We start from the raw sequence: 21,223 nt of genomic DNA on the forward strand, positions 1-21,223 counted from the left end.
ACATCCCACCGCTTGACGAGAATATCTATTCTGTTATACTTATGCATAAGAACAAATGTTCTAAAAAATCTAACTAGAAGGAGGAATCGTAATGGGAACGACTTATACCCGCCGGCAGCCCGCCTATTACGATGTGGAGGATCGTGACGATCTCTACGTGACGCGTATGCCGAGTAGCGCCCGTCGCTATAAGCCATACGAGACAATAGATGATCCTCTGGTCTTAAAAAACCAGAACACGTCTTCCATTCAACGTCGTCGTTCAAGTGGCAATACAACCACGAAAAATCAGGGTGTATATACCACACGGCAACCAGGTAGTGCTGCTTCCAGTGCTGTCCGACCATCCAGAACGGTAGATGTTCGCCTGGATGATCATGATCGCGATCGCAATCGCAATGGTAAAAACCCACGCAAGCAGCCACGGCGCTTTGTACCAACATTAATTGTTGGCATGATCGTTGCTGTGGTGCTTCTGTTCGGTCTGACATCACTGGTTTCATGGTGGCAGGGCTTTCAACAAGATATGACCTATGGTTATCCGCGCACTGCTCAGATTGATGCAGTGGTCGGTCATAACGATAGCAAAGATCACCTCACCCACTTTCTTTTTATTAATCTCCATGGACATATCCAAGTTATTGAAATCCCAGGTGGTGATACTTCGAAAACTCGTATCTTTAACGGCCCTGTTCTTGATGGTTCTGGCCAGGATCTCATTCCCGTAACCGGGAACGTGGTCAACCAGCAGGGAAAAATCAATCTGATTGTCCATGTCGGTAGCCAGGATTTCACCTTCGTCAATGATGGAAAGATGTTCCATCCGCGCTGATTATGTTTTAGATAGAATTTTTTATGTATTGTATAGAAATTTATCTATGAATCAGCTTTCTCCTGCGCAAGGAGGCGGCGTTTGCGCTCGATGCCCCAGCGGTATCCCCCGGCGGCGCCGTCTTCTCTTACCACCCGGTGACAGGGTATGATCAGGGCCACTGGATTGGTGGCACAAGCATTGGCGACCGCGCGTGCCTTCTTCTTGTCTCCCAGACTGCGGGCAACTTCTCCATACGAGCGCGTTTCCCCTTGTGGTATGTTGCGCAAGACGTTCCAGACGCGCCATTGAAAGGCTGTGGCCTGGATATCGATGGGGAGATTTAACTGGGACCAGCTGTGCTCTCCCTGCAAAAACTGAAGGAGCTCTCTGACCCATGTTTCTAGCTGACTGTTATCCTGCTGGATCTCGGCGGCTGGATATTCTTTGCGCAATTCACGCTCCAGTTCCGTATCTTGATCTCCCAGGCTGACTGCGCAGACGCCTTTCTCAGTGGCTCCAACCAGCAGGCGGCCCAGAGGACTGTCGACGATGGTATAGGCGATCTGCATGCCCTGGCCGCCGCGACGATAGGTGTTGGGTGTCATGCCCATATGGGTCGGGACGCGTTCGTACAGGCGGCTGATCGAGCCATAGCCAACATCGTAGAGGGCGGCCGTGACGGCTTCTCCTTCGCGCAGGCGGTTCTTGAGTTGTTTGAGCCTCTGAGACTCTACGTATTGTCGCGGTGTGATGCCTGTGGCCTGTTTGAAGATGCGCTGCAGGTAAAAGGGACTGAGATGGGCCTCCTGGCTTAACTGAGCAAGGGTCAGGCGCTCCTCTAAATGTTCTTCTATGTAAGTACACATGCGCTGGATAATCTCCTCATTGGTCGTACTGGTGCCTGATTGCCGTTGCGGTTGGCAGCGCAGGCAGGGACGATAGCCCGCTTCTTCGGCAGCTTGCGTGTCACTGAAAAACATCACATTCTCTCGTAATGGCTTGCGTGATGGACAGGATGGCTTACAATAGATGCCCGTAGAGCGCACTCCATAGACAGAAGCACCATCCGCATGATTATCTCTCCCCATCACTGCAAGCCAGCGTTGTTCTTCCTGCGTTGTGTTCATGTGTACTCCTGATTGAGCGCTGGTAGCCGCTCGCAAAATTCAGATGTTCTAGGAATTTTCTCGTTTGGTATGTTACGATGATAATATAAAATTCCCTCAGAATCTATCTGTTTCTTGTTTTTTAATATCGCTGGCGTCGCCACGGCTTCCTTTTTTGCGTAAAGAAGCTGGAGGCGAGCATTGACCAGGAAGGAAGAAGGTCTTTATGCAGCAGGTATCTCAACCCGATAGCTTGAAATTAGAGATTGATGAACGCGTGCCCGATCTGGTGGCCATGCGGCGCGATCTCCATGAGCACCCCGAAACGGCTTTTGAGGAGGTCCGCACTGCCAGTATTGCCGAGCAGCGCCTGCGCGCCCTGGGCCTTGAGGTTCAGACAGGGATTGCTAAGACTGGTGTGGTTGGCCTCTTACGTGGCGGTGCCGCTGGCCCTGATGCCAGAACGCTGGCTATTCGCGCGGATATGGATGCCTTGCCTATTCAGGAATTGAATACTATTGATTATCGCTCACAGGTCGACGGCAAAATGCATGCCTGCGGTCATGATGGTCATACCTCAATTGGGCTCACTGTAGCCGATATTTTGAGCCGTCGACGCTCTGAATTGAAGGGGAACATCAAGTTTATTTTTCAGCCGGCTGAAGAGGTTGTTGGCGGAGCCAAACCGATGGTGGAGGCAGGCGTGATGGATGATGTGGATGGCGTAATTGGCCTGCATTTGTTCAGTGTCTATCCGATTGGTCGTGTGGGCGTGCGCGCTGGTACTACCTTTGCCAGTGCCGATAAGTTGACTCTGACCGTCCATGGTAAGGGTGGTCATGGCGGTATCCCGGATGGTGCGGTGGATCCAATTATGATCTCGGCCCATGTGATTACAGCGTTGCAGACCCTGATTAGCCGTGAGACCTCGCCTTTTAGTCCAGCCGTGATTACCATCGGTACGATTAATGCCGGTACCGCTTTCAATATTATCCCCGAAAAAGTTGAGATGGGTGGAACTTTACGCGCTTTCTCAGAAGAGCACCGCGCTTATCTGACCCGGCGTATCGAGGAAGTGGCTAATGGCGTAGCCACCGCCATGGGAGGTTCCTGCACGGTTAATGTATTTGATGGCTGCCCACCCTGCGTGAACAATGCCGCCATGACGCAAATGGTTCAGGGAGCCGCCGTTGCTACTGTTGGTCAGGAGTTCGTCGATACCGGCGATGACATCCGCACGACCGGTGCCGACGACATGGCTTATTTCCTGAATGCGGTCCCTGGCTGCTACTTTATTGTGGGCGCTAATAATGAAGAGAAAGGTGCTCGCTATCCACATCATCATCCCCGCTTCAACGTTGATGAGGATGCGCTGCCGATTGCTGTTGAGGTATTAGTGCGCTCCGCTCTTGCCTTTTTTTAATCTTCCATTTTGTGCAACAGCCTGGGAGTGCTGACGCCCCCATATCTTTTTTATACAGTTTTGCCGAAAGCGCGCTGTGCGCGCTTTCGGCAAAACTGTATAAGAGCACGTCTGAAAGCCATGCTGTTCGCGCCTTCTGCCCCTGACGCTACGCGCCTTCGGCGCTCAAAAGATTTTTCATGGGTGGTGCAGCAGATGCGTATTCGCGCACCTGCTGCACCACCCATGAAAAAAAGAGAGTGGGGACGCCTGCGTTCCCCAGGCCCAGGAGCGCTCTGATTCCCAACATACTGGGAATCAGAGCCGTTCTTTTGTCACTATTTCTCGTTTAATGCCTGTTGCATATATTCGCGTAATGCAGGGGCGATATCTGGATTACGCAAAGCCCAGGCAATCGAGGTCGTCAAAAGCCCCAGTGGCGTGCCCATGTCATAGCGGTTGCCTGTATAATGCAAACCATGGCAGCGCCCGGCGCGAGCCTGTTCGAGCAACGCATCCGTCAACTGGATTTCACCACCTCGGCCGGGTTTTGTTTTCTCAAGAATAGTGAAAATATCTGGCGTCAGAACGTAGCGACCCGCGACCGCCAGATCGGAAGGAGCCTCTTCAATGGCTGGTTTTTCCACCAGATCTTTCACCTGATAGGTATACGATCCTTTTTCCTCGACCGAAGCGATACCATAAGATGGGATCAGCTCACGAGGCGTCGAAAAGAGAGAAAGCACCGTTGTCTGATACGTTTCATAGATCTCTATCAAGCGTGGAAGACAGGGGGTTTCGGGCGCGAAAATCTCATCGCCCAGCATGACCACGAATGGCTCATCGCCAACCGCCTCTTTAGCGCACAGTACCGCGTGTCCTAGCCCGAGCGGTTCTGCCTGGCGTACCGACACATACTTTGCCATCTCCTGAATGTGCCGTACGGCAGCTAGCTCTTTCTCCTTCCCCTTCCGCTCCAGGGCCTGTTCTAGCTCTGGAAAAGCATCAAAGTGATCTTCAATTGCGCGCTTACTGCGGCTTGTCACAAAAATGATCTCCTCGATGCCGGCCTCCACCGCCTCTTCCACAATGTATTGTACGGTTGGTTTATCTACAATAGGCAAAAGCTCTTTTGGCACAACCTTAGTAGCAGGGAGTACCCGTGTGCCTAGACCGGCCACCGGCAGTACTGCTTTACGAATGCGCATCTATCCTCCTTATAATAAGCACAGGCAATCAAACTGACATGCCTGCTATCTATAACATTCATGATCCGTATCGTATTGTATTGTATTTTATTGCATTGCTGAGGTCAATCTGAACAACGTGACTGACAGCGAAAACGCAGAACGCAACCAACCAACCCTCTGCCAGAAGACAGATGGTGGTTTTGTGAAGGCTCTTCTTTTCCTCATCGCCGCCGGTGGCACCCGAAAGTGCCTCTCAACAATATATAAAAAGAAGATGGAGGTGCATCGCACATTCCATCTTCTTTTTATAGCTCATCATTTTCGGCGCAGTAAAGAAAGAACAATAATGATAACCACAATAATGATGAGGTAAGGCAACTCAATACTGAGGTAAAGGGTATTGTTCGCCACGTTCAGGTTCATAGCAAATGCACTCTTTCCTTTAAAGTTTGTCGTATTGGCCTATTAAGTTACTCTTCCTATGTTATATCACATCTTTCGTGGTTAAAGAGTTTTACATTATGTAAATTATTGTAGGCTTGAAAAGCTGGAAAACTATTCTTCTGCCCCCAACTGGTGTAAAAGCTTATCGGCCAGTACGCCAGTAACCCCGCCCCAGATAAGATGAGCTATAATCATAAGAATATTACGTTGTTGCGTCTCATTAGTTCCAGCTGCCGCGAATTTTCCCGCAGGCAGCCAACCCATGTAGCTCCCTGCCCAGATGCCCAGGCCAAAAAGACTTCCTTTGAGCAAAGGAGGAAAAGCCCACTTGCTGGTAAAGGTCATATAGAGCGATCCCATAGTGGCTCCATAGCCTAGATGAGCCGCCAGACTGCCTCCCAGCAACTGTGGTTTATCTACTGAGACATTGGCCCGCTCAGTCATCTCTGCCGTAATTTTCTCGGGTGGCAATGCATCCTTCTGCCAGCGTGGCAAAAATTTATGCGCAGCCAGCATAAAAAGTGTCATAGGAATGGTCGCAGTCGCGCCGGCCGCTGCCCCGATCAATGACGGAAGAGTAAACGCTGGTGCTGGTACCGTGAGTTCGTGTGCCATATAATCAGTACTCCTTATATTAGTATAAGGTATGTTTATGTGTAACACGCGGCCCATACTACAAGCGGTTTCGACTGGATACTATAGAATAATAAAAATGGGGATGTAAAGACATCCCCATTCATATGCTATCATATATTGGCCTTTTTTGGCATCTTCTGGCGCTTAAGCATTACCAAAGATCATAGCTGCAATAAAGACCAGAATACCGCTGCCCACAACCTGAATGACTGATTTTAGCCACTGGGTCTTGAAATAGCGGTGGCGAATCGCGGCAATAAGTACCAGTTCAATGGCTACGACCACGTAAGCCAGCACCAGGGCGAAATGAAGATCTTTTACCAGGAAAGGCAAAGTATGTAGCGCACCCCCGAGGAACGTCATGATACCGGTGATCCCACCACGTACCACTGGACTACCACGCCCGGTTAAGGTACCGTCATCCGAAAGTCCTTCTGAGAAGGCCATACTGATGCCCGCGCCTGTAGCTGAGGCAATACCAACCAGAAAAGCAGTAAAAGGATTATGCGTCGCGAAAGCGGTAGCGAAGATAGGTGCGAGCGTCGACACTGAGCCGTCCATCAACCCTGCCAAACCAGGCTGCACTACACGCAGCAAGAAATCATGTGAGGTATCGTCATTATTACGCAGGGCGCTAATGATGGCAGCAATTTCCTGACGGACCGTTACCTTCTCGGTCTGCTGCTCTATTTTTACTTCCGGTCGATCTAAGTTATTTTTCTCTTGCACCATTAAACAGTCTCCTTATTACTCTGACTGCGCTACTTACTTTGCTATCTATCGGGATGGATGTACCCTACTTATACATGGACAATGGCGGTGGAACGCGTCTTTATTGTGCTGCCGCCTGTTTTTTACTGCACTCCGGACAGCGTCCATAGAGCCGCAACTCGTGAGAGCTCAACTCAATGCCAGTCGCCCTGGCCGCCTGCTCCAATACTTCCTGGGTAAGAGGAATATCTATCGGGACATCCAGTAATGCTCCGCACTCGGTACAAATTGCATGATCGTGCCGTGATACATGACCATCATAGCGGCAGATATCGTCACTATGCCTGAGCTCCTTAATGTACTCGTGTTCAACCAGGTGATGGAGGATACGATATACACTCGCCAGCCCAATCTGGGGACGAACCTGTTTAACTGCATCATACACTTCAGAGGCCGTAGGATGATTATGGGCTGCACGTACCATCTCTAAAACTGCTCGGGCATTAGTGTTCAGCTTCTCTCTCATATACAGCCTCCAATTTCTATCTATTAGGGCACCCTAATAATGATAATCATTCTCACTTTTTCTGACACCAGAACTATACCATCCCCATTAGCCTATGTCAAGGCTAATTACAAATCTGAAAAAAACTGGTTGGCAGGTGATATTGAGGGAAACCGAGAGGTCAGGGTGGATGGACGGGACGGGAAGGCTGTTTTCTATAATGGCTTCCCGTCTATGACTAATGTAATAATGCGATAATTGTATAGATAATTCCTAATACGATGATAAAAAAGTGTAGCCAGACCCAGATCAGGTAGAGGCGGACGCCCCTCAAGAAAGGAAAATCTCGCTGTTGCTCTTTCCGGGTGAGATCTAGTAATGATTGAAGTTGGATATCAGGATGCAGTTCTTCTAGACGCTGACGGATCTTGAATTTTAGTCGTACATGGCGTCTGAACCGTTCATAGAGCTTGATACTGGCCAGCATTCCGAAGGCACCAATAGCCATGAGCATCAGCGTAAGCGGGAGTGCACTCTTTGTCAGACCCGTCTGGGTCAGTCCCCCCTGGATGGCCGAAGCTACAACCACCACCAATCCTGTAATACTCGCCCGCTGATCCTCTGACTGTTTGGCCTGCGCGAATTCCTGCTCAGCCACACTAATTAAAATATCTGTTGTCTCCGACATATAATCTCCCTGAAGATTTTAATTGTCATTTCATATGTATAAACGCATGAATTCGATAATCTCCAAGCAGCCTCCTCGCCTCTTTTTCCCTTTCCAAATCAAAGAATATATTTACATTTACTGTTTATTTTCCTGGAAAATAAACAGTAAATGTAAATATATTCTTTGTGCTATATGTACTCTGAAATTCTTTTTTTTTGGAGGTTGTCTGTATACTTGATTTGAACCTAGCATGATGGGTAGCTGCTGCTTTATAGATATAGATGCAGTGTAATAAGGTATGTGTGAATTCGTGCTAGTCATCACTTTCTTTGGTAAAAAATTAGTATAGTGGAAGAAGGGTTCTTAGTGATGCATCAACCTCATCGTGTTAGAAAGGATCTAACACCAATCTCGTCAATTCGAGTTGTCCTTCTTTGCTTACTACTCTTAGGTAGTCAGCTTTCTATAGGCGCTGGCTTATTGGCTAGCGTCAAAGCTGCTGGTGATTCTCATGGTAGAGGCATCGTTCATTCATTAATCACGCCTCATATGAGGACAACAAAGCCTCAAATTATAAAGAAAAAAGGCTTAGCAGCTGTTGGCCCCGACTTGAGGGTGAGCATATCGCAGAGTTCGTCAGCATTGAAGATTGGTCAGCCCGTAACCTTTACGGCAGCCATCGTCAACTCGGCAAGCGCAAGTAACGCTCTTGCTGCTCCAACTGCATTGATTACGTTGCCTGCTGGCTTTACGAACATCTCTGCAGCCTCAGTTGGTGGTTGGTCTTTTGTGACCAATGGCCCGGTCATTTCTGCGATCTATACGGGCGCATTACCAATTCTACCCGGACAGGCGTTGCCGAGTATCTCTATCTCTGCAATTCCTACCGCAACTCATATTGGCAATCTGACCAGGTCGCAGGCAGTTAGTATTGAGGTGTCTGAGGTTGGCGATATCAACCTGGCTGATAATTCAGCTAGTGTTCAGACAACTATTGCCGACGAAGGAACACCAACCGTTGGTGCTCCGCCGACAGCTAGTAGCACTTCTGCCGCTGTTAATGCACCAGTAGCTAGTAGTACTCCTTCCCAGCCATCTGATGCAACGGTAACCGCAACGGCAACCGTTGGCTCATCAGGTGTTGATCTGTCGATCAATAAAGCGGCTTCTGCTGCAAGCCTTGCAACTGGACAGACCGTAACTTACACATTGACAGTGTCCTCGACGGGTACGAGCCAGATTACGACCGGGACGCCGCTCGCTGTCACTGATACGTTGCCGCTTGGTTTAAACAACGTAAGTGTGAGCAGCAATTCCGATTGGAGCGTGAGCTCAACTTCACTGACTAGCCCATGCGTAATCTCAGCAAGTTATAATGGTACTTATCCAGTCGCATCTGGTGCTGTCTTGTCACCCATTACTGTTACGGGTACAGTAGCCCCAACCGCTAATAATCCATTTACCACTTCTGCCCAGGTGTTAGTCCCTGGCGATACCAATCCTGCTAACAACTTTTCAACTTCCAGCGTCTCGATTCTGTCTGTTGCACCATTAGCCGCTACAGAATCATCGCCGACAGCGACAAGCACAGATACACCGGTAGCGTCATCGCCAACAGCGACGAGTACAGATACATCAGTAGTATCATCGCCGACAGCGACGAGTACAGATACATCAGTAGCATCATCGCCAACAGCGACGAGCACGGAGACACCGGTAGCGTCATCGCCGACAGCGACGAGCACGGATACATCAGTAGTATCATCGCCGACAGCGACGAGCACGGATACATCAGTAGTATCATCGCCGACAGCGACGAGCACGGATACATCAGTAGCATCATCGCCGACAGCGACGAGCACAGAGACACCGGTAGCGTCATCGCCGATAGCGACGGGCACAGATACATCAGTAGTATCATCGCCGATAGCGACGGGCACGAATATACCGGTAGCATCATTGCCGACAACGACGAGCACAGTGATCTCGGTAGGATCACCAACAACTGTAGCGACCTCAGTGTCAACTTCTGACAAGCCTTCGTTGTACATTAAAAATTCGCATCTGGGCGCGTCACAGGCTTACTCGATCGGAGACACTGTCTCTTATGTTCTGACTGTCAGCAACCTGGCAGGTGCAGCATCAGAGAGCCAGCCGATTACGCTGTTTGACCTGGTTCCTGTTGGCTTAACCAACGTAACTGCTTCAGGTGCGAACTGGAATGTAAATCTGGTAAATACCACCAGTCCAGCGGCAATTCTGGCAACGTATACCGGTACATATCCAGTTGCTGCTGGCTCAGTCCTGCCATCATTGACGATTAGCGGTGCATTAACCAGTGCTGCTGTACCATCATTTACTAATACGGCGGTTGTCAACTCGTCTGATGTTCCGAATCAGCCTAACAATTCGAGCTATGATACTGTCAGTGTTGCAGCTACCGCAGGTGCTCCAGGTGGATCACCAACTCCAGTAGAAGGCCAGAGTGGATCGCCAGTCCCAGTAGGCCTAAGCAACCCAGGCGGACCAAGTAGCCCAGAAGGCCTGAACAACCCAGGCGGACCAAGTAGCCCAGAAGGCCTGAACAACCCAGGCGGACCAAGTAGCCCAGAAGACCTGAACAACCCAGGCGGACCAAGTAGCCCAGAAGGCCTGAACAACCCAGAAGGCCCAAGCTTTTCAGGAGGTACGGGTGAGCCAGTTGATCAAAGTGGCCAGGGTAGCAAGGATGACAGTTCTGACAAGGGTCCAGATCTGCAAATTATTAAGAGCAGTCTGGATGGTAATCACTTCCGCGTAGGCGATGATGTAACTTTCGTTATTGCAGTCTCGAATGTGTCTAAGTCCGAGAGCGTGAACGATTCATCCACAATTTCAGTTGAGGACGTCATCCCGATTGGACTCGAAAACATTCACGCTGATGGTCAACATTGGCACTTTAAGGTGAGTGATCATACAAGTCCTTCGGTGATTGATGCTAGCTTTACTGGTAGTGATCAACTCAAGCCTGGCGAGACCCTGCCGGTGATTACCATCACTGGTCGGCTGACCAGTGATGCCGTTCCATCACTAACCGATACTGCTACTGTAGACGTTGAAGGCGACAGCAATACCAACAACAATACAGTGATGTATACGATCTTTGTGAAAAAACATCATCACCAGCAGCATCAAGAGGAACAGCAACAGGAACAGGAACATCATCAGCATCACGAGAATCAGCAAAATAACCACTTTAACGTCCATGGCGCTGTTGGCGCCGTTGGCGCTGTTGGTGCTGTTGGTGCCGGTGCCGGTGGTTTCCCTGGCCTGCCTCCAACAGGATCTGATCCAGATCCTCGATTGAGGCGCTAGGATCGGCTGGTATTCGTGTTGTTCTGAGATAAAGGGAAGGCCAGGAAAACAATGAGCGTAAGCATGTTTGTTCTACTGACTTCCCTTTTGATCCCGGTTGTTCAATAGGATCTGTTTTATCATCATCACTCCTGGTTTACTTCACAGGAGTGATGATGAGTTGTTCTGTGTAATGTGTCTGGTACATGCTCATGGAAGGAGTTGATATACGATGCATACAAAACAGCGTTTTTGGTTTTTTCTGGCTATCCTGTTTGTAATGCTAAGTATTGCTTTGGGGGGCTGGGTTTGGAGTAATATCCTTTCCTCGCAAAAAACAGTGAAGCAGCCGACTACAGCGAATCATCCTGTGGCAACTGCTACTGCTACGCCCGACTTGAGTAATGGCGTCAATGTGGCGTCGGGGGGGCGCTTGATTATTCCTGCTATCAAGGTGAATGCTCCCATTGAAACCGTGGGTAAGACCTCGGCTGGTTATCTGGATGTGCCAACACGTAATCAGTGGACTGGCGTGGGTTGGTATAAAGAGGGGCCGCTTCCCGGTCAGAAGGGAACAGCTGTGATTGATGGACATCTGGATCGTCCAGGATGGCTGCCAGCTGTGTTCTGGGACTTGAAGAAATTGCGCGTCGGTGACACTGTAATCGTTCAGGCAAAAAATGGTGATACGGCGCAATTTAAGGTTATCAAGGTAGCCAATTATAAGCCCGCTCAGGCGCCAATTAAATTAATATTTGGCCGCCAGGATGGTACGTTCTTGAACCTGATTACTTGTGCTGGCGTGTGGGTACCTGAAGAGAACCAGACTTCTGAACGCCTGGTTGTTTATACACAGAGAGTTGCATAGCTCTGGCATTTTTTTCACTTGTTTTCCTTCATATATTACATATCCTTTTTGTTTTGTGCGGGGCCTTATTATGTATGTGTATGGTAAGGCCTGGCAATGACTTCTCATATTGATCGCTATACGCTGGCATCTCTGGCTATACTTGATCTGTACCGAGCGTTATACATTTTCAGAGTTTAACCATGATCTATGTATGGTCAGAATGCTATTGAGAGGAGAAGATATTTCATGCAACCGCCTTTCAGGCCTTCACGATCAGCCAACAACACACCATATGCGAAGACGAATTTGTTATTTGCTCTGGCCTTATTATTACTACTAGGCGGGGTCATTACAGGCTGGGGAATGTGCAACATTTCTTCTGGCTCTACGCTGGCGTATCAAGTTACCCATCCAGATGTAGTATTTACTCCAGACGTTGCCCATTCTACCCCCAAGAAGGTCGACAATAGTGGCGATCAGATCTCGACCAATTTTGATCATGAGACCGCTCGATTATTGATTCAGCCAGCCAACAACGCGCCATTGAACGATAGTGACAACGGTTCGCTACCCACTCCTATTCCAACCCCGACTATTGATCCTGCTCTATCGATGCAAAATCCGGATGTCGGCGCGCATTTGCAGATTCCCGCCATTAAAGTCGATGCACCGGTCGAAGCCGTCGGTTTAAATATGAATAACCGTATGGATGTGCCGTCGCTACATGGCGCGAATGGTGTGGGCTGGTTCATAAATGGCCCGCGACTGGGTGGTATGGGGAGCGCCGTTATTGATGGTTATGCCAGTCAGCCAGATGGTACGCCGGGTGTTTTTGGTAACCTGGCTAATTTACACAAGGGCGATGTCATCTTGATTGTTAATCAGAATGGCAATGTGCAGCATTTTAGTGTTCTGACTGTGCGCAGTTATCCACCTGATCAGACACCCGCGACCGCTATTTTTGGCAATGGAAGTGGCACCTATCTTAATCTGATTACCTGTGATGATAACTGGATACCCACATTGTCAGGGGCACCCCAGATCGTGGTGCATGCTATCTCGAGTTGACTTAGCTTCGATCACCCTCAATAGGTGCGCCCCTTGCGAGCGCTTTCATTCTTCCCCGGATCTTCCCTCTTCTACTTTTCAGATGCGTTTTCGAATGGGAAGGACAAAAGCGCCCAGCCGCAAGGGACGGCACCTACGGGTCTCCCCTCTCCCACTGTCCACTCACGATAAACTGTTGCAACTGACTGCAGTGTTTCTCGATCTCAATTTTGTTCTCCTGTCTCCATTGTCGATAGCAGGAATCCAGGGCGCGCTTTTAGCCGCGAGTACCTGTTGCAGGAGCTGTGGGGCTATGATTATGATAGCTTTGATCGTACGGTTGATACCCATATCACCCGCCTGCGCAAAAAAATGGGGCCGCTTGGCGAAAAGATTATGACGGTCTGGGGGGTTGGCTATCGCTTCGTGGTTTAATGCCTGCGGCCCTGACGATTCGCACCTTCAGTGCTCAAAACAGTTTTTATGTAGTGGTGCAAACCGTGCGCACTGCGCACGGTTTGCACCACTACATAAAAACTGTGCGGCCGCGCATGCGGACGCCCGCAAAGGGTCGATACGCTTCCCAGTGCACTGGGAAGCATATCCATTCTATGACGCCAGTTTTTCGCGCAAAAGTGAGCGTTCGATTAGCGAAGAGATTTGATCCAGGAAGGTACGGAAAAATTCGGCAGGTTGATATGCATTGCTCAGAGCACTGGCCATCACTACTTCATCCTCTAACCAGGGCACTCCGTTGAGCACGCGCAGGTAGAGAACACAGAAAACATGAGAGCTGGATTTCAAAGGGATATAATGGACCAGCGAATGTGGCACATTTACATCTTTGATGACAGCATGTACTCCGCTTTTATATACCTGTGTGACATGACGTATTTCCTCTGGCGTTGGTAGAAACTCATCGATGCAGATTGGAGCATCAGCCCGTACCTGTATCTGGCCCGTTTGATCTGGCGAGAGCAGGACGCATTCTGTCACACCCAGTGACGAGAAAATGCGTAACGTTGATAGCGCGATAATATCGAGCTGCTCATCAAAATTATTGGTGCTATTGCAGACCCGTATCAGCTCATACAGGATGCGTAACTCGTGTGCATTCTGCCGGGCCTCTTCGGCGCTCTTTCTGACCGCGCCAACCAGCCAACTCGTGATGATCGCTGTGAACAGGAATACAAACAGGGCTACCCATTGGATCGGATCATCTATCGTGAATGTAAAGAGTGGGGGCACCAGGAAGTAGTCAAACGAGAGAAATGTCGCGATGGCGGCAATGATAGCGGCATAACGGCTGCGCCAGATGGCCATAGCCATAATCCAGATTAAATGGATGATGACGATATCTGAGATGCGTGGATACAGATGGGAAAAGTAAATCATGCCGGTAATAATGAGCGAGCCGGTCACAGCGATCAATGCATCAAAGACATAATACTGCCACTTATTTTTTATCCCCGTTTCAATCTGTGGAATGCGTTCGATTGTTTGCATTTGACCACCTCTTAATAGTATAGCTGAGCTGTTTTACATTGTTTGTATGTCCTTCTCTAAGATACAACTAAAAACGTCAAGGATGTCTCAAAAATTGCCGGTTGGACCTCAATAATGACTCAAAAAACCAGAAGATCTTAGGAATTCTAGAATTTCAGATCCGTATTTTTTATGGTGTGGTGTGTGAAATGTTCCAAGTACATTTTACGCACCACACCATAAGAGAGTGACTAAAAGCCATGCGAATCGTCAGGGGCCGAAGGCACAAAGAACAGGGGTTGCAAACGTGCCTACAGCGCAAAATTTGCACTATCTGAATAAAAAAGGGGCGGGCGCATCCGCGCCCGCCCGCAACAGGTCAACGCCCTTCCCAATGCACTGCGAAGGGCACACTTTCTTTTTTATATAATTGTAGGAGGAAGAGATATATAGAAGCCTGAAGGTGTATAAATACACCTGTCAGGCTTTCTCATTCCTCCACCACCCAACCTCGGTATTCCCCCCTACGAAAACATGCTCGGGACCTCCTATCCGCCACTGCCACCACACGTAGCGTGCACTCCTATCCCACCTGCCACCTGTACACCGCGCTTCCTCCCAACATGTCTCATTGTCTATAGCAACCAGATAAAAATTTGGTTCATCCCCTCTATCCAACACGTTCTTGTCCGCCTCCCCATTACCACGTAGCCTTCCCACAAGAACGTTGCTCACTTTCACCCGGATACCATGTCAACCCTGCCCACATTCACCACTACCACCGCTACACATGCAAGGCTACTGGTATTTTTACCCAACCCCACCTGTATCCGTCCTTGCCCACATCCACTTCCATCCTCACCACTTGCAAGAACGTTGAGCTCTATCCCTTACCACGTTCCATCCTTGCCCACTACCTCACCCCCCACTACCAATGCAAGAATGGCGAACCTTGCCCCCCGCCTCTTCCATCCCCTCATCCACCAGGGGTCACGTTTCTCTATCCGCTTACAGAGACTAATATAACATGCGTGCATGACTATGCCATGAATTGATACTCATTTATGCTGAATAAATGTTCATAATACGAGAAAAGCTGAACAAGAATTATATTACAGATTCTTCATCTTTTTTAAATCTTGCTCAAACCGCATAATGGCCTCTTCACTTTCGGGATCATTAGCCATTTCCAGCAAGATGGCGGGAGGAATTGTGAGGTCATGTGCTCCACTGAGTAGTGCTTCGGATGCCTCGGCAGTGGATTTGATGCTAGCGGCCAGGATGCGGGTACCAGGAGTCTGGCCGGCGATGACGCGGGCCATGTGCCCGATGCGCTCACAGGGATCTACCCCGCTGCGCCTTAAACGGTTATAGTAGGGGATGATATATTTCGCACCTACCAGGGAGGCGACATAGGCCTGAGAGACCGTGGTGATGGCGGTGAAGGCGATATGATGTCCCTCGGCGTACAGGCGCTGGCCCACGCGTACTCCTGCTCGATTCATCGGGATTTTAGGAATCACCCTTTCGGGGTCGGCTTCAATATATGAGTGGGCTTCTCGATAGGCTGCCTCTTCGTTGACCATGGTGGGTTGCATAAAAACAGTGCCGCGGGTGCGCTTCAGTAGCTGTGCTACCAGCTCGTTGGCGCTGGTGCGCTGACCGTTCTGATAGGCATTTAAAAGCAAGGTCGGATTAGTGGTTACGCCGGCAACTGGTAATGTTTGTGCTACCGCTGTGATATCATCCAGGTAAGCACTATCAATGTAGAGGGCCATAATGATGCTCCAATCTCGATTATTATCTGATTTCGCACAATTTAACACAACAGATCAAGTGTTAATCCTTAATTCGGCTGCCGATCCCTTCGTAGCCCTGGCGCGGCAACGTCTGACGACGGGCTGTCTGCACCTGGCGGAAGATAATATCGCGACCCTGGGAGCGTTCAAGGCTCACACTGCCGTTTCTTCTGTGCGCGATGTGGCGTTTCATGATTACATCTTACATCATTCTCCAGAGACGGTACATGTGGCGGCTATGAACCTGTTGTATCAGCCGGGCAATATCTGGATGTTTTATGGGTTGAGTGTGGCCGCCTTTGCGCTCAAGGTCGGTGGTAAACTCTACGTGGCGGGGGCGAAGGATCGTGGTATTCTGACTGTGGCTAAACGCATGCGCGAGCTATTTGGGAATGTCGAGACGTTGACGATTAGCAAGGGGCATCGCGTGCTTTGTTCGACCAAGCAGCACAGTTTTACCGTTGAGCAGTTGCCGGTGATTACGTTGCGCATCTTCGCGGATAGCAATCTGGATGAAGGCACTCAGCTGCTGTTGGCTGCATTGGATGTACGGCCAGCTGATCGTGCATTGGATATTGGCTGTGGCGCTGGCTTTATTGGTTTGCATATAGCACGTCTGGCCCCTCAGGGGCAGGTGACGATGGTGGATGCCAGCCTGGCGGCGGTAGCTGCCAGCCAGCAGGCGGTGAGCCAGGCGGGTCAAACCAATGTCCGTGTGCTTCCCAGCGATGGTGCCCAGGCGGTACTGAGCCAACGCTTTGACCTGATCGCTACCAATCCTCCTTTTCACCAGGGAGGAGTACAGACTCTGGAGATTGCCGAGCGCTTTATTCGTCAGGCTGCCCAGATTCTGGAGCCGGATGGTCGTTTCTACCTGGTCGCCAATCGCTTTCTTAAGTACGAGCCTACCTTGCAGGCTTGCTTTCATCAGGTGCGAGAAGTTGCTGGCAATAATCGCTACAAAGTGATCTATGCGACCAATCCACGCCCCGCCAAAGCCAGGTGAGAAGAATATATTGATACGCGAAAAGAATGATAAAATCGTAGGTGCGCCTCTTGCGGGCGCTTACTGCCTCGCCGCACGTCAACATAGGAGAATCCCTTGTGGGAGTTCTGATTCGATGTATGACATTATTATTGATTATTTTTTTCGAGCCTGGAGGGTCAAAGCGCCCGCAAGGGGCGCACCTACGGGTAAGGGTAAAATTGCCCGCAAGGGGTGCACCTACGGGTAAGCCCTGGAAATAGGTTAACTAAAATGTTAAAAATATTGTTATACGGTACAATGTGACGCACAGGCCTGTTTCCGGTCACGGCGTACTGATGTCTTGATACCTGGTAAGGAGCATCATTTTGCCTATCTCCGCGCGCCTCCCGTCCTCTTCGTCGTCTCGTCATACCCTGTCCTGGTTGATTTTGATTGGGGCTAATATTTTATGGGCTACCAGCTATGTGGCTGCCAAGTATGCCCTCGCGGCGATGCCATTGCCGTTGATGCTTGCTTTAAGAATGTGTCTATCGGGGATTGTATTGCTTCCCTTTTTGATTGCCAGGCGTAGCTTGCTAGATCTGACCTGGCGCGATGTTCCTCAACTGGCACTCTTGTCATTGATCGGCTTTGTGGTTAACAAGATACTGGAATTCGGCGGTTTATCGTTAACTACAGCTTCTGATGTGGCCTTGCTGATTACGGGCGAGTCGATTTTTACTTCTGCTCTATCCTGGATAGTATTGCGAGAACGGGTAAGTATACGGGCGATTGGGGCTTTAGGGTTGGGATTTTTTGGCGTGTATTTGATCGTTGAGCGCAGTTTGCTGCCTAATCTGCCCACCGATGGTGGGGTCTGGCGTATTGTCGGAGACCTGCTGGTCGTAGCGGCACTGTTGATTGAGGCTCTGTATACTGTTCGTGGTAAGGCATTACTGACCAGGCATTCGCCCCTGCTGATTACGGCGGCGTCAATTGTGGGCAGTATGCTTTTCTGGTTGCCGGTGGCAGGTTGGGAATTTCTCTCGACTGGCTGGCGCATGCCTGATATGGCTGGCTGGCTCAGCGCGCTCTGGCTGGCTATTCCGTGTACATGTGTAGCATATCTGGCCTGGTTTCAAGGCCTGACGAGAGTCAAAGCCTCGGCGGCGGCTTCGACACTCTTCATACAACCATTATTAGGACCTTTGCTGGGAGTGCTACTATTGCATGAAGAACTTACCCCTTACACCATCTTTGGCGGTATGCTCATTATCGTCAGCGTCTACTTAATTTCTAAACAGGAATAAGAAGATATATTGAGAAAGAGGTATGTTTTATGTTCGAACCTCGCAGCTCGTTTGTTGATGCGGGCGATGTGCGTCTTCATTATCTGGAATGGGACCCGACCATACATAAGTCGTCGGCTGGTGAGGCCTCGCCAGCGGCATATGAAGATACTACAGACGATATTCCTGTTGTGCTGCTGCATGGCTTGGCCGCGACGGCAGATACCTGGCGTCTGCTCGCTGAGCATCTCTATCAGCGCCATCCTTTGCTGGCGTTTGACTTGCGTGGGCATGGCTTGAGCGCTCAGCCAGAAACGGGCTACGATTTGACTACGGTTGCCGAGGATATTATCAGCGGCATGGCTACACTGGGTCTGGGACAAGTAGCTGTGGTCGGACACGGCTGGGGCGCGCGCGTGGCCCTGGTGTTGGCTGCGCGCCATTCAGCCCTGGTCAGCCACCTGGTACTGGTAGATTGCCCACATGTGGAGCCGCGTCACTGGCCGGGAATGACGCGTGAGCGCTTTATCCGTGAGAAGGCAACGCCCGAGCTTTACCCGTCGCGCGCGGCCTATTTGCAGGCGTTGCGTACGGAGATGCCGTTTGCCTGGACGCCCGAAATCGAGCGCATTGTTCTGACGTACATTCGCGATTTGCCCGATGGCACCGTGCAGGAACGTTTGCGCTCCGAGCTGCAGTGCGCGATTCGTGAATCGTTGTGGGAAGATCGCGCGCTATCCTACTACAGTAAATTAAGCTGTCCGGTGCTGCTGGTTCCGGCCGCTGATCGACCTTTGCCTGGCGAGGAGCCGCCTGAACGCCTTGAGCATGCCGATGAGTTCGCGGCCGCCAAGGGACAGATGGCAGCTCAGGTGGCGCGCGCTATTCAGCATTGTTCTGTACTATGGATGCCTGAAACGGCCCACGATATTCAATTACAGCGCCCACAAGTACTTGGTGAAGCGATCCTCAAATTCTTAGAGGAATAGATAAATGAGCGCTATAAGCGCGTTTGAAAAGCGTACATTTCGTGCCTGCGGCCCCCTGACGCTACGCGCCGGCGGCGCTCAAAAAAGTTTATGGGTTGTTGCAGAAAGTGCGCATGTGCGCACTTTCTGCAACAACCCATAAGCAAAGAGTGGGGGCATCAGCGCCCCAATAGGTTCGGGCTTTGCGCCCGATTGGTGCCCCTGGCGAGCGATTCCATTCCCTGGCGAGCGATCCCGCTGGCCGTGGGAATAAAATACTTTATGGACAGTTTTTTTCAATCTAGATAGAAAGCGAGATGCTTGATGAGCAAGGTACTTTATCTGAATGGCAACATCTATACGATGGATGCCCAGGTACCATATGCACAGGCGATGGCGATAGATGCTGGGAGTGGACGTATTCTGGCAGTGGGCTCTAATGACGAGGTACGTCGCGTAGGTGGTCAGAATGCCGAACTGGTGGATCTGCGTGGCCGCACGGTTGTACCTGGTTTTATTGATGCACATATCCATCTCCTGGCGACCGCTTATCGGTCGCAGCGTGTGGATGCTGCAGCCTGTAACAGTGAGGAAGAGGTAGCCGAGTTGGTACGGGCTCGCGCTGCTGTTACGCCGGCTGGACAATGGATTCAGGGCAGTCACTGGGATCGCAATGCCTGGGCGAACAATAATTTTCCTACGCGCGCATCTCTGGATGCGGCTGCCCCCGATCATCCAGTGGCTCTCTCCAGTAAAGATGGACACCTGCTCTGGGTTAACTCGCGTGCGTTAGAGCTGGCGCATATTAACGCCGAGACGCCTGATCCTGCTAACGGTGCTATCTTGCGCGATGGCACTGGTGAACCCGCTGGTGTTTTGCAGGAAGCGGATGCTACGCGCCTGGTGTTTGATGTGATTACGCCGCCCGATCCCAATTTAAGCTGGCAACTGATGGAGCAGTCCCTGGCTCAATTGCAGCGTAGTGGCATTACTACCATCCATGATATTGAGGATGAGCTCTCACTGAATATTTTTAGTCAACTGCGCGATGAAGGAAAGCTGGGTGTGCGTGTCCAGATGATCATGCCGCGCCAGATGCTGGCCAAATTGCCCACACTGGAGATTACCAATGGCGAGAACGATCTGCTGCGTATTGGTGGCATCAAAATTTTTGCCGATGGTACTCTGGGTTCCCAGACCGCGGCCATGCTGCATAGCTTTGAAGGAAGCCCTGGTAATCGCGGCATCCTGGCCATTCCTGAGCAAGAGATGATGGATACCGTGCGCGTGGCGACCGAGATGGATCTGATGATTGCCATTCATGCGATTGGCGATCGGGCTGCGCGCGTGGCTCTCAACTCCATTGAGCAGGCGCAGCGGTCGCTGCTGATGAAACGCGATACGGCCGTTCCATTTAAGCATTTGCGCTATCGATTGGAGCATGTGCAGTTGATCGCGCCCGAGGATCTGGAGCGGATGCGCCGCCTGGGTGTGATTGCCTCGATCCAACCATTTCACGCCGTGGCGGATCGCGATATCGCTGAGCGCTACTGGGGGAAGCGCCACCGCCGCGCCTATGCCTATCGCACCATGCACAATATGGGCATACCACTGGCGATGGGCTCGGATGCGCCGGTTGAAACCTTTGATCCCCTGAACATCATTTATGCGGCCACCGTCCGCCGCGATCCCGCCACGAAACGTCCACCCTGGCTTCCTGACCAGGCGCTGTCGGTAGTCAGTGCGCTAGGCGGCTATACGCTGGGAGCAGCCTATGCGGGCGCCGAAGAGCGGCATAAAGGCTCGCTGACCGTTGGTAAACTGGGAGACGCCGTTGTATTGCGGGATGATATTCTACGCGTGGACCAGGCACATATTTCAGAAAATGGTGTACAGGCCACTATTCTTGGTGGTCAGCTGGTGTACGGTTCTCTGTAACGTATTTCTACAAAAGCAAAGGGAGGCTGGAAAACAACATTTCCTGCATCCCTGGTTCCTTCATAATGA

20 protein-coding genes are annotated in these 21,223 nt (G+C 50.5%); 10 read left to right on the forward strand and 10 right to left on the reverse strand.

Features of this window, described 5'->3' with window-relative positions; all coding sequences use genetic code 11:
* The first annotated feature begins 91 nt into the window (after positions 1–91).
* Positions 92–832, forward strand: a complete 741-nt coding sequence (locus tag JMI88_RS17655; protein ID WP_201363245.1) for a hypothetical protein — start codon at positions 92–94, stop codon at positions 830–832.
* Between the two features lie 44 nt (positions 833–876).
* Here the strand turns inward: JMI88_RS17655 and ada are convergent, their stop codons facing one another.
* Positions 877–1,941, reverse strand: a complete 1,065-nt coding sequence (gene ada, locus JMI88_RS17660) for a bifunctional DNA-binding transcriptional regulator/O6-methylguanine-DNA methyltransferase Ada (RefSeq protein WP_201363246.1) — start codon at positions 1,939–1,941, stop codon at positions 877–879.
* 205 nt (positions 1,942–2,146) lie between these two features.
* Here ada and JMI88_RS17665 point away from each other — a divergent pair, with 205 nt between their 5' ends.
* A complete protein-coding gene (locus JMI88_RS17665) occupies positions 2,147–3,343 on the forward strand; it encodes a M20 metallopeptidase family protein (RefSeq protein ID WP_201363247.1) in 1,197 nt (398 codons plus the stop codon).
* Positions 3,344–3,660: 317 nt separating this feature from the next.
* Here JMI88_RS17665 and galU read toward each other — a convergent pair whose 3' ends face one another.
* The 7 genes from galU to JMI88_RS39430 all read right to left on the reverse strand — a co-directional run bounded on the left by galU (position 3,661) and on the right by JMI88_RS39430 (position 8,635).
* A complete protein-coding gene (galU, locus tag JMI88_RS17670; RefSeq protein ID WP_201363248.1) occupies positions 3,661–4,530 on the reverse strand; it encodes a UTP--glucose-1-phosphate uridylyltransferase GalU in 870 nt (289 codons plus the stop codon).
* 537 nt (positions 4,531–5,067) lie between these two features.
* Complete coding sequence (locus JMI88_RS17675) at positions 5,068–5,571, reverse strand: hypothetical protein (protein ID WP_201363249.1); 504 nt, start codon at positions 5,569–5,571, stop codon at positions 5,068–5,070.
* A 165-nt stretch (positions 5,572–5,736) separates the two neighbouring features.
* Entirely contained in the window at positions 5,737–6,324 is a 588-nt protein-coding gene (locus JMI88_RS17680) for a VIT1/CCC1 transporter family protein (RefSeq protein ID WP_201363250.1), read from the reverse strand.
* Positions 6,325–6,424: 100 nt separating this feature from the next.
* Positions 6,425–6,829, reverse strand: a complete 405-nt coding sequence (locus JMI88_RS17685) for a Fur family transcriptional regulator (protein WP_201363251.1) — start codon at positions 6,827–6,829, stop codon at positions 6,425–6,427.
* Between the two features lie 217 nt (positions 6,830–7,046).
* The gene (locus JMI88_RS17690; RefSeq protein ID WP_201363252.1) at positions 7,047–7,496 is read right to left on the reverse strand and encodes a hypothetical protein; all 450 of its coding nucleotides are present in this window, start codon (positions 7,494–7,496) and stop codon (positions 7,047–7,049) included.
* A 635-nt stretch (positions 7,497–8,131) separates the two neighbouring features.
* The gene (locus JMI88_RS39425; protein WP_236022950.1) at positions 8,132–8,287 is read right to left on the reverse strand and encodes a hypothetical protein; all 156 of its coding nucleotides are present in this window, start codon (positions 8,285–8,287) and stop codon (positions 8,132–8,134) included.
* Between the two features lie 174 nt (positions 8,288–8,461).
* Positions 8,462–8,635, reverse strand: a complete 174-nt coding sequence (locus JMI88_RS39430; RefSeq protein ID WP_236022951.1) for a hypothetical protein — start codon at positions 8,633–8,635, stop codon at positions 8,462–8,464.
* On the opposite strand from JMI88_RS39430, the gene JMI88_RS41220 reads away from it, so the two are divergent.
* From JMI88_RS41220 to JMI88_RS17710, 4 genes are all read left to right on the forward strand, one after another.
* The gene (locus tag JMI88_RS41220; RefSeq protein ID WP_505712011.1) at positions 8,631–10,832 is read left to right on the forward strand and encodes a hypothetical protein; all 2,202 of its coding nucleotides are present in this window, start codon (positions 8,631–8,633) and stop codon (positions 10,830–10,832) included. The genes JMI88_RS39430 and JMI88_RS41220 overlap by 5 nt on opposite strands.
* Positions 10,833–11,043: 211 nt before the next feature.
* Positions 11,044–11,679, forward strand: coding sequence for a class F sortase (locus JMI88_RS17700; RefSeq protein WP_201363254.1), 636 nt, complete (start codon positions 11,044–11,046; stop codon positions 11,677–11,679).
* A gap of 228 nt (positions 11,680–11,907) precedes the next feature.
* On the forward strand, positions 11,908–12,729 hold the full coding sequence (locus tag JMI88_RS17705) for a class F sortase (RefSeq protein ID WP_201363255.1): 822 nt from the start codon (positions 11,908–11,910) through the stop codon (positions 12,727–12,729).
* 225 nt (positions 12,730–12,954) lie between these two features.
* The gene (locus JMI88_RS17710; RefSeq protein ID WP_201363313.1) at positions 12,955–13,143 is read left to right on the forward strand and encodes a winged helix-turn-helix domain-containing protein; all 189 of its coding nucleotides are present in this window, start codon (positions 12,955–12,957) and stop codon (positions 13,141–13,143) included.
* Between the two features lie 174 nt (positions 13,144–13,317).
* Here JMI88_RS17710 and JMI88_RS17715 read toward each other — a convergent pair whose 3' ends face one another.
* Together JMI88_RS17715 and JMI88_RS17720 are read right to left on the reverse strand one after the other, a co-directional pair.
* Positions 13,318–14,214 carry a DUF4118 domain-containing protein gene (locus JMI88_RS17715; RefSeq protein WP_201363256.1) on the reverse strand — a complete coding sequence of 299 codons (897 nt, stop codon included), beginning with the start codon at positions 14,212–14,214 and terminating at the stop codon, positions 13,318–13,320.
* Between the two features lie 1,091 nt (positions 14,215–15,305).
* A complete protein-coding gene (locus JMI88_RS17720; RefSeq protein ID WP_201363257.1) occupies positions 15,306–15,971 on the reverse strand; it encodes a transaldolase family protein in 666 nt (221 codons plus the stop codon).
* Between the two features lies 1 nt (position 15,972).
* Between JMI88_RS17720 and JMI88_RS17725 the strand changes: the two genes are divergently transcribed.
* The 4 genes from JMI88_RS17725 (at position 15,973) to JMI88_RS17740 (ending at position 21,154) form a co-directional block, all read left to right on the forward strand.
* Positions 15,973–16,998, forward strand: coding sequence for a methyltransferase (locus tag JMI88_RS17725; RefSeq protein ID WP_201363258.1), 1,026 nt, complete (start codon positions 15,973–15,975; stop codon positions 16,996–16,998).
* A gap of 347 nt (positions 16,999–17,345) precedes the next feature.
* Complete coding sequence (locus tag JMI88_RS17730) at positions 17,346–18,269, forward strand: DMT family transporter (RefSeq protein ID WP_201363259.1); 924 nt, start codon at positions 17,346–17,348, stop codon at positions 18,267–18,269.
* Between the two features lie 29 nt (positions 18,270–18,298).
* A complete protein-coding gene (locus JMI88_RS17735) occupies positions 18,299–19,237 on the forward strand; it encodes an alpha/beta fold hydrolase (protein WP_201363260.1) in 939 nt (312 codons plus the stop codon).
* A gap of 303 nt (positions 19,238–19,540) precedes the next feature.
* The gene (locus JMI88_RS17740; RefSeq protein ID WP_201363261.1) at positions 19,541–21,154 is read left to right on the forward strand and encodes an amidohydrolase; all 1,614 of its coding nucleotides are present in this window, start codon (positions 19,541–19,543) and stop codon (positions 21,152–21,154) included.
* The last annotated feature ends 69 nt before the right edge of the window (positions 21,155–21,223 follow it).

It is taken from the genome of Dictyobacter formicarum (assembly GCF_016587435.1).